The organism is Roseovarius sp. M141, from assembly GCF_024355225.1.
Lineage (GTDB): Bacteria > Pseudomonadota > Alphaproteobacteria > Rhodobacterales > Rhodobacteraceae > Roseovarius.
In genome coordinates this window covers 38,077-54,297 of sequence record NZ_VCNH01000008.1, presented here as the reverse complement: position 1 = coordinate 54,297, position 16,221 = coordinate 38,077, and the positions used below count along the sequence as shown (strand labels likewise).

Annotated in this window: 14 protein-coding genes and 6 pseudogenes; 10 read left to right on the top strand and 10 right to left on the bottom strand. The window is 57.7% G+C overall.

From position 1 onward, the window contains the following. Window positions 1–27: 27 nt before the first annotated feature. From FGD77_RS04340 to FGD77_RS04300, 9 genes are all read left to right on the top strand, one after another. Entirely contained in the window at window positions 28–975 is a 948-nt protein-coding gene (locus FGD77_RS04340; RefSeq protein WP_255006658.1) for an ABC transporter permease, read from the top strand. Continuing rightward, the gene (locus tag FGD77_RS04335; protein WP_255006655.1) at window positions 972–1,799 is read left to right on the top strand and encodes an ABC transporter permease; all 828 of its coding nucleotides are present in this window, start codon (window positions 972–974) and stop codon (window positions 1,797–1,799) included. The genes FGD77_RS04340 and FGD77_RS04335 overlap by 4 nt, the downstream gene beginning before the upstream one ends. 26 nt (window positions 1,800–1,825) lie before the next feature. Further along, window positions 1,826–3,406, top strand: a complete 1,581-nt coding sequence (locus FGD77_RS04330; RefSeq protein ID WP_255006653.1) for an alkaline phosphatase family protein — start codon at window positions 1,826–1,828, stop codon at window positions 3,404–3,406. Between the two features lie 286 nt (window positions 3,407–3,692). Continuing rightward, entirely contained in the window at window positions 3,693–4,472 is a 780-nt protein-coding gene (locus FGD77_RS04325; protein ID WP_255006651.1) for an inositol monophosphatase family protein, read from the top strand. Further along, window positions 4,472–6,154, top strand: a complete 1,683-nt coding sequence (locus tag FGD77_RS04320; protein WP_255006650.1) for a Na/Pi cotransporter family protein — start codon at window positions 4,472–4,474, stop codon at window positions 6,152–6,154. Before FGD77_RS04325 ends, FGD77_RS04320 begins: the two co-directional genes overlap by 1 nt. Continuing rightward, window positions 6,151–6,903: an N-formylglutamate amidohydrolase gene (locus FGD77_RS04315; protein WP_255006648.1), complete on the top strand. Its 753-nt coding sequence runs from the start codon at window positions 6,151–6,153 to the stop codon at window positions 6,901–6,903. Before FGD77_RS04320 ends, FGD77_RS04315 begins: the two co-directional genes overlap by 4 nt. Before the next feature lie 115 nt (window positions 6,904–7,018). After that, the gene (locus FGD77_RS04310; RefSeq protein WP_255005911.1) at window positions 7,019–8,269 is read left to right on the top strand and encodes an IS256 family transposase; all 1,251 of its coding nucleotides are present in this window, start codon (window positions 7,019–7,021) and stop codon (window positions 8,267–8,269) included. 99 nt (window positions 8,270–8,368) lie between these two features. After that, complete coding sequence (locus FGD77_RS04305) at window positions 8,369–9,646, top strand: glutamine synthetase family protein (RefSeq protein WP_369682757.1); 1,278 nt, start codon at window positions 8,369–8,371, stop codon at window positions 9,644–9,646. Window positions 9,647–9,657: 11 nt separating this feature from the next. Next, window positions 9,658–10,827 carry an aldehyde dehydrogenase family protein gene (locus FGD77_RS04300; RefSeq protein WP_255006646.1) on the top strand — a complete coding sequence of 390 codons (1,170 nt, stop codon included), beginning with the start codon at window positions 9,658–9,660 and terminating at the stop codon, window positions 10,825–10,827. On the opposite strand, the pseudogene FGD77_RS04295 reads toward FGD77_RS04300, so the two are convergent. The 10 genes and pseudogenes from FGD77_RS04295 to FGD77_RS04250 form a co-directional block, all read right to left on the bottom strand. After that, window positions 10,824–11,054: pseudogene (locus FGD77_RS04295) on the bottom strand (hypothetical protein); the annotation flags it as partial. The gene FGD77_RS04300 and the pseudogene FGD77_RS04295 sit on opposite strands and share 4 nt — an antisense overlap. Continuing rightward, the gene (locus FGD77_RS04290; protein WP_255006645.1) at window positions 11,051–11,704 is read right to left on the bottom strand and encodes a DNA methyltransferase; all 654 of its coding nucleotides are present in this window, start codon (window positions 11,702–11,704) and stop codon (window positions 11,051–11,053) included. The gene FGD77_RS04290 and the pseudogene FGD77_RS04295, both read right to left, overlap by 4 nt. Before the next feature lie 49 nt (window positions 11,705–11,753). Beyond that, window positions 11,754–12,149: pseudogene (locus FGD77_RS22380) on the bottom strand (DNA cytosine methyltransferase); the annotation flags it as partial. Between the two features lie 71 nt (window positions 12,150–12,220). Further along, on the bottom strand, window positions 12,221–13,189 hold the full coding sequence (locus FGD77_RS04280; RefSeq protein WP_255006642.1) for a helix-turn-helix domain-containing protein: 969 nt from the start codon (window positions 13,187–13,189) through the stop codon (window positions 12,221–12,223). Then, window positions 13,186–13,512: pseudogene (locus FGD77_RS04275) on the bottom strand (VRR-NUC domain-containing protein); the annotation flags it as partial. The gene FGD77_RS04280 and the pseudogene FGD77_RS04275, both read right to left, overlap by 4 nt. Then, window positions 13,506–13,688: pseudogene (locus FGD77_RS04270) on the bottom strand (acyl-CoA transferase); the annotation flags it as partial. The pseudogenes FGD77_RS04275 and FGD77_RS04270, both read right to left, overlap by 7 nt. Before the next feature lie 98 nt (window positions 13,689–13,786). After that, the gene (locus FGD77_RS04265) at window positions 13,787–14,170 is read right to left on the bottom strand and encodes a hypothetical protein (RefSeq protein WP_255014070.1); all 384 of its coding nucleotides are present in this window, start codon (window positions 14,168–14,170) and stop codon (window positions 13,787–13,789) included. 5 nt (window positions 14,171–14,175) lie between these two features. Continuing rightward, complete coding sequence (locus tag FGD77_RS04260; protein WP_255006640.1) at window positions 14,176–14,778, bottom strand: hypothetical protein; 603 nt, start codon at window positions 14,776–14,778, stop codon at window positions 14,176–14,178. Window positions 14,779–14,973: 195 nt separating this feature from the next. Further along, a pseudogene (locus FGD77_RS04255) lies at window positions 14,974–15,324 on the bottom strand (DUF6441 family protein); the annotation flags it as partial. Between the two features lie 45 nt (window positions 15,325–15,369). Next, window positions 15,370–15,738 (bottom strand): annotated as a pseudogene (locus tag FGD77_RS04250) (hypothetical protein); the annotation flags it as partial. 120 nt (window positions 15,739–15,858) lie between these two features. Between FGD77_RS04250 and FGD77_RS04245 the strand changes: the two are divergent. Continuing rightward, window positions 15,859–16,128 (top strand): hypothetical protein, encoded by a 270-nt coding sequence (locus tag FGD77_RS04245; protein WP_255006637.1) that lies wholly within the window; start codon window positions 15,859–15,861, stop codon window positions 16,126–16,128. Window positions 16,129–16,221 lie beyond the last annotated feature (93 nt).

Genomic DNA, 16,221 nt, shown 5'->3' with positions numbered 1-16,221 from the left:
GCATGATCGCTTACCCCACAGCTGATCATGATGGAGCGCTCGCTCTGGACCATGGAGCGGCCCGAGGGCGGGGCGGAACTGTCAGTCAAGATCGACCGTCTCTACAACAGGATCGACCTTCTGACCTTCGATAAGATGGACGTCGAAGAAGAGTCCCAATCGTCCGAGCGCGATGAAAAACTGGCGGAGTTCGACGACGAGATCGCGGCGCTGAACGACGAGATCGCCGAATTGGAGGCGGTCGAAACGAAACCGCGCAAGGTCTACACGCTCGAGAATTACCGCCTGATGGGCTCAGCGCATCTGTCGATCTTCATCAAGACGGTGCTGGCGTCGCTCGGAGTCACGGTGATCGGTTTCATTGTCTGTTATCCAATCGCCTACACCGTGGCGAAACTGTCGACGCCTGGCCAAGCGGCGATGATCCTGCTAGCGCTGACGATCCCCTACGCGATCAACGAGTTGCTGCGCATCTTCGCCTGGCAGATGATCCTCAACTACAACGGCTCCGCCAACGCGCTTCTGGGGCTGTTCGGGCTCGACCCGGTGCCGTTTCTCGAAAGCGGATCGGGCGTCTTCATTGCCATGGTCTATGCCTACATCTTGTTCATGGTGTTTCCGATCTACAGCACGATGGAGACGCTCGATAGCAACCAGATCGAGGCGGCCAAGGATCTGGGCGCGGGCGTCTGGAGCGTGCATAGCCGCGTTGTCTTCCCGCATGCGCGCCCTGGTGTGGCGGTGGGTTGCATCATGACCTTCATGTTGTCGGTGGGCTCCTACGCGGTGCCCTACATCATGACGCGCGGCACCGCCGAGCCATGGTTCACGCAGCTGATCTACAACAAGTTCTTCGAGTCCAACAACTGGAACGTCGGCACCGCCTATGCCGTGACGCTGCTGGTGGTCTGCGTCGTTTTCATCTTCCTGATGATGAAGGTTCTGAAAGTACGTCTACAGGATATCGCGAAATGAGTGGTCAAACCAAAGTGGATATCGGTCGCACCAGCAAGCTGGTTCTGAACGTCTATATGGGTGTGTTTTTTCTCTACATGTTCTTTCCGCTCATTATCATGATGGTTGCCGGCTTCAACGACTATCCGCAGCCCTCGGTCACCGTCTGGCGCGGCTTCACGCTGAAGTGGTTTGGCGCACTGATGCAGGATACGCGAATGTGGACGGGGCTGGCCAATTCGCTGTTCATCGCCGCCTGCGTCATCGTCATCGCCATGCTCCAGGGCCTCGCGGGCGCGCTGCTGATCACGCGGCTGCAGTCGCGGGTCACTGGTCTTCTCTATACGATCATGGTGTCGCCCATCCTGACGCCGGGCATTATCGTCGGTATTTCCACGACGATCTTCTGGCGCGACCTCGGGGTCGGCGGCGGGTTCTTTACCGCGATCCTTGCACAATCAACGTTCATCTCGTCCTTTGCGATGCTGATGTTCATGGCGCGCCTGCAACGTCAAGACATCAGTCTTGAGGAAGCGGCGCTGGACCTCGGCGCGACCCATGCCCAAGCATTCCGACGCATCACCATCCCATTCCTCAAGCCGACAATCGCCACTGCCTCTGTGATCGCCTTTCTGCAGTCGTTTGAGAACTACAACACCACGATCTTTTCCATCGGCGGGGAGCATACGCTGGTCACCGAAATCGGCTCGCGCATGCGCTTCGGCTTGAGCCCGACGATCAACGTGATCGGGATCATCTTCGTCGTACTGACCGTCATTTTTGCGACCACCTATGTTCTCTTTCGTGAACGCGAACGGCGCAAGGCAGCTGCAATCGAAGTGTAATAGCAAGAAATGGGAATGTTTCCTTTATGAATGTACTGTTTATTACTGCCGATCAATGGCGCGGTGAATGCCTGTCATGTCTGGATCACCCCCAGGTCAAGACGCCAAATCTGGATGCCCTTGCGGCAGACGGTATCACGTTCAAGCGGCACTTCGCACAGGCTACGCCTTGCGGGCCGTCACGCGCGTGTCTTTATACCGGGATGTATATGCAAAACCACCGTTCGGTGTTGAACGGTACGCCTATGGATTCCAGACACACCAATGTGGCATTGGAGGCCCGCAAATACGGATATGAGCCGATGCTTTTTGGCTATACAGACACAAGTTTAGATCCCCGAAAGTTCGGGGATGGGAAAACTGTACCGGGTGGATATGAAGGTGTACTGCCCGGTATGGACCCGACGTATGCCCTCACGGGCGATTGGAAACCATGGTTGGACGAGTTGAAGGCAAAGGGGTATGAGGTCCCTGATGATCCGGACGAGATTTTCAAGCCTATACAGGCGACCGAAAGTTCTTGCGGCAAGGGAAAAACTTTTCACCCCGCCTGTTTCAGAGCAGAGGATAGTAACTCCGCATATCTGACCGACAAGGTGATAGAATATACCACGAAAAATCAATCGTCTGCTTGGTTTGCTCATTTGTCGTTCTTTTCACCGCACCCGCCTTTTATCGCCCCGGAACCCTTCAATGCGATGTATGACGCAGATGAAATGCCCATGCCTATCCGGCAGGTGACGCCAGAGAAGGAATCTGCGCAGCATCCTTGGCTGGCGTACTATTTGTATAATCAAAGCGGTAAGGGCTTTAGTTTTGGTGAAGACTCTGAGGACAACCTGACAATTTCCGACGAAGACCTGCGTCAGATCAAGGCAACCTACTTTGGAATGATGTCCGAGGTGGATGCACAAATTGGGCGTTTGATAAATCATCTCAAAGAACTGGGCTGTTACGACGACACGCTGATTATTTTCACATCAGATCACGGTGAACATCTTGGAGATCACTGGATGTTTGCGAAATATAGTTATTTCGATCAAACATTCCACATCCCGTTGATTATGCGTGATCCGTCGGAAAAGGCGGACAAGCATCGTGGAGCAGTGATTGAGTCCTTCACTGAAAGTGTGGATATCATGCCGACAATTCTTGATTCAATCGGAGCGGCAACCCCAAACCAATGTGACGGCCACTCTCTGTTACCGTTCTGTCGTGGCCTTGAACCACAACATTGGCGGCAGGAGTATCATGCGGAGTTTGACTTAAGGAGCCCCTACGGGAATGAGGAAAGTAATCCACTAGAACTGAAATCCAATCAATGCACGGCGAACATTGTTAGTGGCAATCAGTATAAGTATGTTCACTTCACTGCTTTACCGCCGCTCTTTTTCGATCGTGCGGATGATCCGAACGAATTTCGAGATCGCTCGTCGGATTCCTGCTATCGGGACCTGATGATTGAATACGCCGGCAAGATGTTAAGTTGGCGTATGGAGCACGACGATCCCGCTCTTACTAACCTGTATCTGGCGGATGACGGAACTGTCCTGCAGAGCAACCGTCCGAGCTCAAGTGGCACAACACTCAAAGATACATCGTTATAACTGTCCAATCGCAACGCGAACTGGATTTGCTTCATGTGCTGAAGCAGTCGGGCGGTTCTGCGCGCGCCACGGTACCAGTCGCATCTGACAGTCGCAATGAGTTCGATCAATGTGGCGGAGACACTGGTCAATATCAATGGCAATCGCGTGCATCTGCTGGGTGGCAAAATGCAAAGTGACAAACGCGCCGTGTTCAGGTTTGTGACCAATCGGCAGCCTACCAGATAATTCTAAGCATCGCTGGGAAACTGGAATTCAAATCTCGTATTACAAGGAGCCGATGCCGATGCTGACAAATAATGAATATGCCGCTCATGCAGCGAAGATCGCCGAAATAGCAAGCGAAGCAGCCCGTGGCTTTTTTCGGGGTCGACTGGGCGTTGAGTTCAAGGCCGATGAAAGCCCGGTGACACAGGCCGATAAAGGGATCGAGGCCGATATTCGTGCCTATCTGGCCGAACATTTCCCGGACAACGGCATTTTTGGCGAAGAGCACGGGATCGAAGGCGGTGACCGTGAGCATCTTTGGGTGATCGATCCAATCGATGGTACACGGTCCTTCCTGTCGGGTAACCCCATGTTCGGCTTTTTGCTGGCCTATTTGAACGGTGGCGTGCCACAGGTGGGCGTGATCGCGATGCCTGCTCTGCATGAAACTTTCATAGGTGTGAAAGGGCAAGGGGCAACGCTGCAGGGTCAACCGATTTCATCCTCGACACAGACCGCTCTGGACCGGGCGATCCTGTATGTAAATGAAGGCGAAAAAATTTATCGCGACTACCCGACGATCTTTGAACAACTGATACGTGCCGGGCAGACCCGCCGTTTTTCCTATGACTGCTATCCGCACGCGCTGGTGGCCGCTGGTCATGTGGACGCAGTGGTCGACTATGATCTTCAGCCCTATGATTATCTGCCCGTGTCGGTGGTAGTCGAGGCCGCGGGCGGCGTCATATCCGATTGGCGCGGTGATCAGCTAACTTTGAATTCCGATGGTAGGGTTGTCTCGGCCGCGACGCCAGAGCTGCATGCCGAGCTGTTGGCATTGGTAAACGGATCATCATAGTGGCGATTGTCGGTTTTCTCACAAGCCTCGCCGGTGCGGTCATGTTGCTGTTGTTTGCCGTGCGGATGGTGCGCACCGGCATGGAGCGCAACTATGGCGCGTCGTTCCAAAGGGTGTTGACCGGACAACAGAGCAAACTTGGGGCCAGCCTGGTCGGTGTAGTGCTGGCTATCGTGCTACAAAGCTCAGCCGCCGTGACGCTCCTGACTGCCGGGTTCGCAGCCAGTGGTTTGATCGCGTTTTCGGCAGGTTTGGCAATTGTGCTGGGTGGTGATCTGGGTTCGGCTCTGATTATCCAGATTTTATCGTTCAAACTGGACTGGCTTGTTCCAACGCTTCTGGCTGTAGGTGGTTGGCTGTTCGTCAAGACGGAAAACCGCAAATTGCGCCAAATGGGCCGCATTCTGATGGGGATCGCCTTAATCTTGCTGTCGCTACGCTTGTTGCGCGAGACGATGGATCCGATCCGCGACAGTGTCTTTTTGCCAGCGATTGCGGAGTACCTTGCGAGGGATTACATCACCGCGTTTCTGGTTGGCGGTGCTCTGGCCTTTGTGATGCACTCGTCGGTCGCGGCTATTTTGATGTGCGTGACACTTGTGCAGATCGGAGCAATCCCATTCGCCGCAGGAATGTCGCTGGCTCTGGGTGCTAATTTTGGTTCAGCCCTGATCCCAGTGTGGCTGACCCGGGGCATGAATGTTCGCGCCCGCAGAATTCCCCTTGCTAACATAGCGCTGCGCGGCACTTGGGCGGTGATCATACTTTTTGGCGCCAATCTGGCGCTGCGCACTGGGCAATTCGGCGATTTGCAAGGCGGACAGATGCTGGTCTACGTACACTTGGCCTTCAACGCCTCGCTTCTGATCCTAGCATTGCCTTTGTGTTCTATTTTGCAGGCTCCGACCGAGCGCCTGTTGCCCGAGCCGTCAGGTCCAGAAGCGGTCCAAGCGCCCGACCGCCCCGTCAGCGCTCTCAACCCATGCAACATCGGTCCGCCGCAACAGGCACTTTCCGATATGAAGCGTGAACTGCTGCGAATGAGCGATCTGGTGGAATCTATGTTCCGCCCGGTGTTGTCGCTGTATCAGAGCGGCGAAAAGGCGCAGCTCAAGGCCATCAAGGCCGTCGGTCGCGAGGTCAACGGCAGCTTGCCGGGCATCCGCGCCTTCGCGGCGGCTATCCCTGCCGATGAGTTTGGTAAAGAGAATGCCAAATCCGTGCGTGACTTGATGGAATATGCCATCCGTCTGAAAGCGGCGAGCGACGTCGTCGCAAAGCGCCTGTGTGTTTTGGCGGGCAGGATGCGCTCGAATGATGCAACGTTTTCCAAAGATGGTTGGTATGAGTTGGTGCGCCTGCATGAATCTATTTTGGCCAATATGAAACTGGCCTCGAACGTGTTGATCTCGGATGATCTGGAAAGTGCGCGCCTGTTGAGCCTCGAAAAGACCGAGATCAAGCGTGTTGAGCGCGACAGCCGCGAGCACCATTTGAAGCGGTTGCAACAGGGCTCGGCCAAAAGTTTCGAGACCAGTGACATCCACCTCGAGACGTTGCGTGCACTGCGTGAGTTCAACAGCCATATCGCGGCCGTGGCTTATCCGATTTTGTACAGAAACGGTCAATTGCTCGAGACGCGGCTCATCGAAAACATACCGATGCTGGGAGATGATGAATGACTGTGTCGCCCGTTGAAATTATCAACCCCCGCGGAATGGGCCGTGTCGTACTGATCTGCGAACACGCGTCGAACCGGATTCCGGCAACTTATGCCGGGTTGGGTCTGACAGTGAAGGATCGCGACAGCCATGCGGCCTGGGATCCAGGCGCGCGCGCCCTGGCACTGCAATTATCAAAGGCGCTGGACGCACCCGTTGTTGCCAGTACGGTTTCGCGCCTGGTGTACGATTGCAACCGCCCACCAGACGCACCGGGTGCGATGCCGGAGAAATCCGAATTGATCGAAGTTCCCGGTAACAAAAACCTGACACCAGACGCACGCAACGCGCGCGCCGATGCGGTGTACGGCCCATTTTGCGCTGCGGTGGCGCAGGTGTTGGATGCTCGAGGCCCGGATGTGGCTGTGGTCACGGTTCATAGCTTTTCGCCGACGTTTTACGGCCAATTACGGGCCGTGGAACTGGGGCTTTTGAACGATGAAGATAGCCGTCTGGCAGACCTCATGCTGGAACGGGCTGACACGCTGGCGCTTCGTCGGATCGAGCGGAACCAGCCTTACGGCCCCGAAGACGGCGTTACCCATTCGCTCAAAATTCACGCGGTCAAACGCGATTTGGCGAATGTCATGTTGGAGGTGCGCAATGATCTGTTGCGCACCCAAGAAGATATAGCGGCCATGGCTCAGGATATCCTGACACTGTTAGAGCCTGCGTTGGAACAAATGATTTTAAAGGAGATCAGTTCGTGAGCAAATCAATGACTTTTGACGAGTTACGCGCGAAAGTTGGTGATGCCCTGAGGGGCGGCATATCATGGCGGTGTTCAGACGCCGTCGATTCTCTGCTGAGAAAAGGATATGCCACATGTCAGAGACTACCATTACCCAACTGCCCGATCCATCGGGATTTAGCACCGACGCGTTCACGGATGTCCTCCGCGATGGCGCACGCAAGTTGATCGAACAGGCGATCCACGCCGAACTGGCGACGCTCATGGCCGCCTTTTCCGGAGAAAGGCTGGAGGACGGGCGGGCACGCCTGGTGCGCCATGGTCACCTACCCGAACGCGAGGTGATGACCGGCATTGGGCCAGTGCCCGTGAAAGTGCCGCGCGTGCGGGATCGGGGCGCTGGCGAAGACAAGATCACCTTCACGCCCAGCATCCTGCCGCGGTATCTTCGCAAAGCGAAATCGGTCGAAGAGCTGCTGCCGTGGCTATACCTCAAGGGCGTGTCCACGGGTGATTTCACCGAGGCGCTGGAGGCGTTGCTGGGTCCGAACGCCAAGGGCCTGTCTGCCAAGACTGTCACGCGGCTGAAGGCTGACTGGTGGAAAGACTACGAGGCTTGGCAGAAACGCGATCTCGGCAACCGCCGCTTTCTCTACATCTGGGCGGATGGCGTCTATTTCAAACCGAGAATGGCCGAGGAAAAACAATGCGTTCTGGTGGTTGTCGGGGCCGACGAATATGGCCGCAAGGAACTTCTGGCCATGACCGACGGCTTTCGCGAAAGCACGCAAAGCTGGCGCGAGCTACTGCTCGATCTCAGACGTCGCGGCCTGAAACAGGATCCCAAGCTTGCCATCGGCGACGGCGCCCTGGGGTTCTGGACGGCGCTGCGCGAGGCATTCGCCACGACGAGGGAACAGCGGTGCTGGGTTCACAAGACCATGAACGTGCTGAACGCGATGCCGAAATCCGTGCAGGCAAAAGCCAAGGGCCATCTGCACGATATCTGGCAGGCCGAGACAAAAGCCAAGGCCAACCTCGCCTTTGATTTCTTCGTCGAAAACTACGGAGTGAAATGGGATAAGGCGGTGGCCAAGCTGGTTAAAGACAGGGACGCGTTACTGACCTTCTACGATTATCCGGCGGAACACTGGAAACACATCCGGACGTCAAACCCGATCGAAAGCACCTTTGCCACCGTCCGGCATCGCACCAAACGAACCAAGGGGTGCCTCAGCCGCAAGACCGGTCTGGCCATGGCCTTCAAGCTGATGATGTCGGCGCAGAAGAAGTGGCGCAAGCTCGACGGTCAAAACCGCATGCCCGAGATCATCCAGGGGATTGAGTTCCGCGATGGGATCCGCCAACTTCAAGCTGCCGCCTGATCAAGCGTCACCAACTTTTGCCCATATCTCACTTTTGACGATTTAAAAGCACTGGTCGCATCCGGCGATATAGACACCGTTTTGGTCTGCCTCGTCGACATGCAGGGCCGCCTGTTGGGCAAGCGTTTTCATGCTGGCCACTTTCTGGCCGGTGCATGGGAAGAAACGCATTGTTGCAACTACCTGCTGGCCACTGACCTGGAAATGGCAACGCCTGACGGTTATGCCTCGACCAACTGGGAACGCGGATATGGCGACTATGTAATGAAGCCCGACCTTGCCACCCTTCGCCCTGTGTCGTGGCTTGAGGGTACAGTGATGGTGCTATGTGACGTGTTGGATCACCACACTCACCAAGAGATTTCTCATTCTCCCCGCGCGGTGCTGAAAAAGCAGATAAGGCGGCTTGAGGCGATGGGCTATGACGCCATGATGGCGACCGAGCTTGAGTTTTTCCTGTTTGAGAAAAGCTATGATGAAATCCGCAAAGACAAGTTTCGCGATCTGGAGCCGATTAGCGGCTATAACGAAGACTATCATATCCTGCAGACAACCAAAGAAGAACATGTGATGCGACCAATCCGCAATCATCTGTGGAATGCGGGTATTCCCATCGAGAATTCCAAGGGTGAAGCCGAGGCCGGTCAGGAAGAGCTGAACATCAAGTACGCCGCCGCACTGGACACGGCCGATTATCACACCATCGCCAAGCACGCGATAAAAGAAATCGCTTGGCAACAAGGCCACGCAGCAACTTTCCTGCCAAAATGGCACCATGACCGGGCCGGCTCGTCCAGCCACGTGCACCAGTCACTGTGGAAAAACGGCAAATCACTGTTTTTTGATGAGGCCGACGCGCTTGGCATGAGCACGCTGATGAAACACTACATGGCGGGTCTTTTGAAATACGCTCCCGATTACATCTATTTTCTGGCCCCTTATATCAACAGCTACAAACGGTTCTCCAAAGGCAGCTTTGCACCCACGCGGACCATTTGGTCGGTAGATAACCGCGCTGCCGGATTCAGATTATGCGGCGATGGCACCAAGGCTGTACGTGTCGAATGCCGCATCGGCGGGTCTGATCTGAACCCCTATCTGGCTATGGCCGCGCAGCTGGCCGCCGGAATCAAAGGGATTGAGGAGGAAATACTTCTTGATCCGCCGACTTCCGGAAACGCCTATGACGGCAACACCGGTATGATCCCGCAAACCCTGCGCGACGCGCGCGAAACCCTGAATGGGTCCGAAATGTTGCGCGCGGCAATGGGGGATGACGTGATTGACCACTATACCCGTACAGCCCTGTGGGAAATCGAAGAATTTGACCGCATCGTCACGGATTACGAAGTGGCACGCGGATTTGAAAGAGCTTGATTGAGGGCATTATGACACAAACACTGAAATGTATCTCACCGATTGATGGATCGGTTTTTGCCGAACGTGACGTGCTGTTACGAGACGCAGCAATGGCGATTGCGAAAAAATCACGCGCAGCACAGGCAAACTGGGCAGCCCGCTCTTTGCAGGAACGCATTGACCTCGTGATGGCAGGTGTTGCTGCCGTGGGCGCGATGAATGACGAAATCGTACCGGAATTGGCACATATGATGGGCCGCCCGGTGCGGTATGGTGGTGAATTTGGCGGCTTTAACGAACGCGCCAGCCATATGGCCAAAATTGCCCAAGATGCGCTGGCCGATATCGCCGTAGGCGAGAATGCTACTTTTAAGCGCTATATCAAACGTATCCCGCACGGTGTAGTGTTGGTCGTAGCCCCTTGGAACTACCCCTACATGACGGCGATCAACACAGTGGCCCCGGCCTTGATTGCGGGCAACACTGTGATGCTGAAACATGCCACGCAGACGTTGCTGGTGGGCGAGCGTATGGCGCAGGCCTTCCATTCGGCGGGTATCCCCGAAGACGTGTTTCAGAACGCCTTTCTGGATCATGACACTACATCCGACCTGATAGCGAATCGCGCTTTTGATTTCGTGAACTTCACCGGCTCAGTCGGTGGTGGCAAGGCTATGGAGCGCGCGGCGGCTGGTACGTTCACCGGCATTGGGTTGGAACTGGGCGGCAAAGACCCCGGCTATGTCATGGACGATGCTGAGCTGGATGTGGCGGTGGACACACTGATCGACGGCGCGATGTTCAACTCGGGCCAGTGCTGTTGTGGGATTGAGCGGATTTATGTGCGTGAAAGCCTGTTTGACACCTTTGTGGAAAAGGCAGTGACTATCGTTAACGGCTATAAGCTGGGCAATCCGATGGACCCGGAAACCACAATCGGGCCAATGGCAAATGTCCGGTTTGCAACCGAAGTCCGCGCCCAGATATCCGAGGCGTTGACCGCCGGTGCCAAGGCACACATCGACACAATGCCCGGCGATGATGGTTTTGCGTACCTCACTCCTCAGATTCTTACGGACGTCACCCACGATATGCGGGTGATGCGCGACGAAAGCTTTGGCCCCGTCGTGGGCATCATGCCAGTTAAATCGGATGAAGCAGCAATCGCGCTAATGAACGACAGCAATTTCGGCCTGTAACTGCCCAACTTGTGCTGGCCACCGTCCACCTTGCAGCCCAGCGCAGCACGCTGCATCACGACGTATTCGAGGCCAAAGCCGAAGCCTTCTTCGGTGATGTCCTCGGGGGGCGGCAGTTCAAGCTGTGCCTTCTCGACGCGGAACGCCCATTCCAGTGCTGCCTGCACGCCCAGCGCGCGTTTCACCTTTGTCCCGCCAGCCCGGTCAATCCGTCCCTGCATGCTCATGGCTGCCATCCTTCAAAGAGAGTCATTTGCGCTGGGCCCTCCGGTTCCTCGCTCGGCCGCCAGATCCACGGGCCTGAGGCCATGGGCAGCTGCGAGAGAGCGCCACGCATGTGCCGCTGCCAGTGGGTGAACTCCGTTGCCGAGCAGGCGCAGAGCCCGTGCCCGATGGGCCAGCCCATCAGCCATCCGACGAAGAGCGGATTGAGCCGCCGCCGCGTCCGGGCTTTCAGGATGCGCCGCGAGACGACCCGCCCATGCGAGGCAATCAGATAGGCCCAGAGCGGGCGCGAGATCGGGGCGTGCCGCGAGGATTGCCGCCCATCCGGCGGGGTCCCCTGGTCCGGGTGGGTGAAGCCCTGTTCTGCCCGGTAGTGCAGTATATCCATCCGGGATTTGCCATCGGCGCGGGTCACGCTGGCCGGGCTGCTGCCCTTCCAGTTCTGCGCGGCCGGTGTCGGCCATTGCGCCGCCTGCGCTGGCAGGGGCGTTGTCCCGCCCGAGCCGTAACTCTGCCCCGATCCCCCCTTCGCGCCGTCCGTCGCTTTCGGCGTCGACCAGTTGGTGATGCCCAGCGCCAGCGCCTCGGCCTTGCGGGTGAAGTCGCTGTTGCCCGCCGGGTTGTAGCGGTTGGTGCCGGGATGCAGGCTCATCGGTGTGGGCCAGGATGAAGATGCGCAGCCGCTGGTGCGGCGCGCCAACTTCTGCCGCGCTGAACAGGCCCGCCGCAGGCGTGTAACCCATGTCCCAAAGCTCTCGCAGCACGGTTTCAAGGCCGAGGTTGACGTAGCCGGGGACGTTTTCGAGGAAGACCCATGCGGGACGGCATTCCTCGATGACACGGGCGACGTCTGGCCAGAGGTGGCGGGGATCGTCGGCACCGCCACGTTTTCCGGCGGCGCTGAAGGGCTGGCAGGGATATCCGGCGAGGACGATGTCGAATGCACCGTGAAAGGGCCGGGGATCAATGCTTCGCAGATCATCCCAGATTGGGGCTGGGGCGAAGTATCCTGCAAGCTGGGCGGCGATGAGCACAGTTCGGGGCCAGTCTTCCCATTCGACAAAGGCGCTTGTGTGATAGCCGGGCTCGGCGAGCATGAGGCCCAGATCCAGGCCTCCGCCGCCTGCGCAGAGCGACAATCCGTGCCGGGGACGTGACACCATGCCATTCACCGCGCCCCCCGCTGACGCAGCCTGTCCGCTGTCACCAGTCCGCGCGCCAGCATCGCCTCGCACATCGCGTTGCTGATCATGCCGTTGGGCAGGTATTCGTCGGAGTTGACCTTGGCCGCATAGAACGTTGCCAGCTCATCCGGGCTGGGTGGTGGCTTGCCGTGGGTCTTGCGGCTGCGTTTGGCTTTCTGGCCGCTGGCATTTTCTGCGGCCGCCTGCGCATCGCGTTGGGCGGCGCGTTCCATGAGCCGGTCCAGTGCCTTGGGCCCATCGGGCGGATCGGGGTGTTCGTTCCGGGATTCGGTCGCGACCTCAACGATCCGCTTCTCAGATAACCCGAGGTGATCGATCCATCGCCGCACATGGGTCCGCGCTGGCCAACCCTGCCACCAAGCAGGGAGGCTGGCATTGGCGGCAAAGCCCAGCGCCGAGAGCAGCTCTGCGAAAAACCGATCAAACTCGATTTCGCGCGCAGCCGCGTCCTCCTCCTCCTTTGCTGGTTTACTTAAAGGTTCTCTTACAAGGTTCGTCTCCGGATTCCGGAGATGGCTTTGGGCAAAATCAGGAGATGGCTTTGCCGATAATCCGGAGATGGCTCCATCACCGGAATCAGCAGTTGGGTCGGCGTTCTGTTCTTCCTCCGTTCCGGCAATTCCATCTCCGGTTTTCGGAGTTGGCTCTGGTGGAAACCCATCCTCGAACCCCAGGATGTAGCGCGTTGCTTTGCGCTTGTGGGTGCGCGGATCATAGCTGCGAACCCGGTGGATCAGGCGCAGCTCCTCCAGCCTGGTGAGATGGTTGTTCAGCGCTGAGACCGACATTTCCGCGTCGTCGGCCAATCGTACCTGCGTCGGGAAACAGCCGAAATCCGGATTGTGCCGGTCACAGAGGAACCAAAGCACGATCTTGGTCGCAGGCTTCAACCCGCGTTGCTGGATCGCCCAGACGGTTGCCTTGTGGCTCATGATGCAACCCTCCGCGCTGGGCGGACACGGGTGGTGAATCCATGATCAGCCAACGCGCCCAGCGCGTCGTCGAGCGAGCGCACGAGCGCCCAGCCGAAGCCCTGCGCCAGCACGGCATCGCGAAACGCCTCCTGCGTGGGGCGCAATCGGCCTTTCGGGGCTTTGAGTTCCAGAAACAGAACGCGACCGTCGCAGAGCACCATCAGGTCGGCAAAACCCGCATGCACGCCCATGCCGACCAGAATGGCCTGGCGTTTCGCGCCGCGGGGGCCAGCCACGGACACTTCATTGGCGCAGTGATGGATGATGGCCGTGCGCGGTAGTGGTAACGAAGCGGTGACAGTGTCACCTCGGGGTCTCCCGGCTCGCCGTCACGCAAAATCAGCAGGCCATCAGTCGGGATGCGCTCGGGCAGCACCTCGCCGCGCAGAATTGTGGCGGGCAGCGCCGAGAGCCGCGCGTGCAGCGCGGCGAGGATGGTTTCGCGAGGTGTGGGCATTCTAGCTTTCTCCACGCAAAAATCACTGCCGCGCTAGGTCTCGGTGTGCTAGACCCATCAGAATGGAACAAAGAGTGTGGTCTTATCTATCGAGTCTATCAGATCTGGTTGAGCTTGGTGCTTTTCATCGGAATTTCGAACATTGCACCGCCCCCAACCAGCTCGGCCTGTTTCTCGATAGTTTCCCAGAGCGCCATCAGCCGTTCCATTTGCTTGGTCAGCTTGGCCTTCTGAAGGCCTGGCGCAAGGAAGAAGCCAACCAACTTCGACCCTTTGAACGCCTGTTGTTCGGCCTTGTTCTTGGCAATCCGCCGGTCAGCAGAAATAATGATCCAGTGGCCCTCTGAAGTCAAAGAGGCGATCCACTCGGTGTCTTTTACCCCAGGGCCAAACTTCTGTCTCAAGTGAATTATTTCGTGCTTGCCAGCGAAAAGGGCCGCAAGTGCCTTCGCCATTGCTGGGGGGAGGTTTTCATCAACCATCACCTTCAAGCGGCCAACAGCTCCTGATGGAACCGGACCGCATCCTGTACTACGGACTTGTCGACTTCATACATTGCTGCGACGCGGGAAATGGAGCCCTCGGCCTTCACGGCTTCGGCCAACACAATCGTCGGCACTCCTGAAGCGGACGCTACCGGCTGACCAAAGGATCGGGTTGGGTCCACCACGATACTGTCTTTGCTACGATAGGGCCGCCAGCGCGCGACAATGTCGCCCTCCAGATCCAGATCTTTGAAACTTTGCTCGACCACTTGCTTGAAAACGTACTGTTTCTGCTTGAGGTCAAGCAATTTCGGCTCGCCTGCGGCCTCCAGGCTCTCCAAGAAAATTGTTCGTCCATCGGTCCGGAAACGACCAGACGAAAAAGGTCTATCCGTTTGGATGCACTGTTGAGCATAGTCCATACAGTTCCGAACGGCCTTCAGTCCGATTCCCTTTTCAAGAAACGCCCGCACGAAGCGAAGCTCAATCAGGTCGCGAAAGCTCAGCTCGATGTCATCGTCGATCTTGGGAATGTCCGGCCTCCAAAGTGGAGGAACATGCCGAACTTCGTCATTTTTCTTGTTCTTGTAGTCGTAACCATCCAACCACCGCCGCAAGTTCCGCGGAGGTGCCTTCAAGAGCTTCGCAGCATCGGCCACAGAATATAGGCCAACCCCAATGAACTCGTGGATGGGCGTCTGTTGGTTCATCGTTTCAGTTTGTAGCGAGGCTGTCGCCGAAAGCAACTGGAATGCTGGGACCGGGCGATCCTGCTAACTGGACCAGAAGCCAGAACGCGGCTAAGTTTTGCGCCCTTGTCGACCAGCCGCCACCCAATTCGCCACGATCAACCCCGGCACGGCGTCATGCGCCCGCGCTGCATCCCGCGCCAGATTGAGCCGCTTGGGCAGCTTCACCTGTGGGACCAGTAGAAAGATCGGCGCGGTGACCTTCCCGCGTCCGGTTTTGGAACGCGACACTACCGCCTGGCCCTTCGTGTTCAGCCGCCCCTCAGCCACCAGCAGGCTCGGACCCGTCCGGCGATAGACGAACCGCAGACGCAAACCGCGCCGCCGTTCCCATTCGCCGGGGGTGATCCGGCCGCCGCGCGTCGATTTCCCTGCAGCGGGCAACGGAATTGCCAGCCAGAAGTTATCCGTCTTGGTCAAGGGGCGGTTTCGGTCCATTTTCGGTCAGGTCACCCAGACGTCGCGTTCCTGCCGTGCGAGGCGAAACACCAGCGTCTCGGCCCGGGCCCGATCCACCAGCGTGCCCTTCTTCTTCTGGATCGCCAGTTGGCGTTCCTGCGCCTGGTAGACGGTCAGCGCGGTGCGGGCCTTGAGGTAGGAGGAGCTGTCGGCTGGCCCCGAGAAGCCGCTGTCGCCGCCGGTGCTGCGCCGCTGCTGGTCCGGATCGGTCATCTCGGCGCGGCGCACATCCGAGGCGGCGGCGTTGATCGACCCGTCGCTGTAAACTGCTAGCCGCCCGGCTTTGCGCGCCTTCTGAATGGCCCCGCGCGACAGACCGGAATGGGCGGAATACTCGCGCTCGGACATGCCTTCCATGGTGCTGCTTGCCACGATTAAAGCAATGATATTGCTTGGTATTCAGTTGATTACACTCGCCCGCAGAGCGATTCTGATTGCACGAAATCGATGCAACTCACCCCCTCCGGAGGCCAAACCATGACCCGCCTGAACCCGATCACCACACCCCGTCACCAGCTTCGCGCCGAGAAGGCCCGGCGTAACAAGGAAGCCGCCCTGAACGTGTTCACCGGCAAGAAGGCCGAAATCGACACGATGCTGGAGCGCCTGCAAGCCCTGAGCGACGACCATTTCGGGACCAACCCCGACGAGATCAATTGGGGAAATGTCGGCACTCTCGAGCATTACGCGAGCCTCCTCAAGCGCATCACCGACAGCGCTTTCGAGGAGGGTGAACACGCCGATTGAGGCGCGCGCGCGAAGGCGCGGCCCGTCTATGCGGCGGGCTTTACTCGGTAGAAGGGCTGGCACCGGCGCTGGCCCTCGGAAACCGGAGGACCA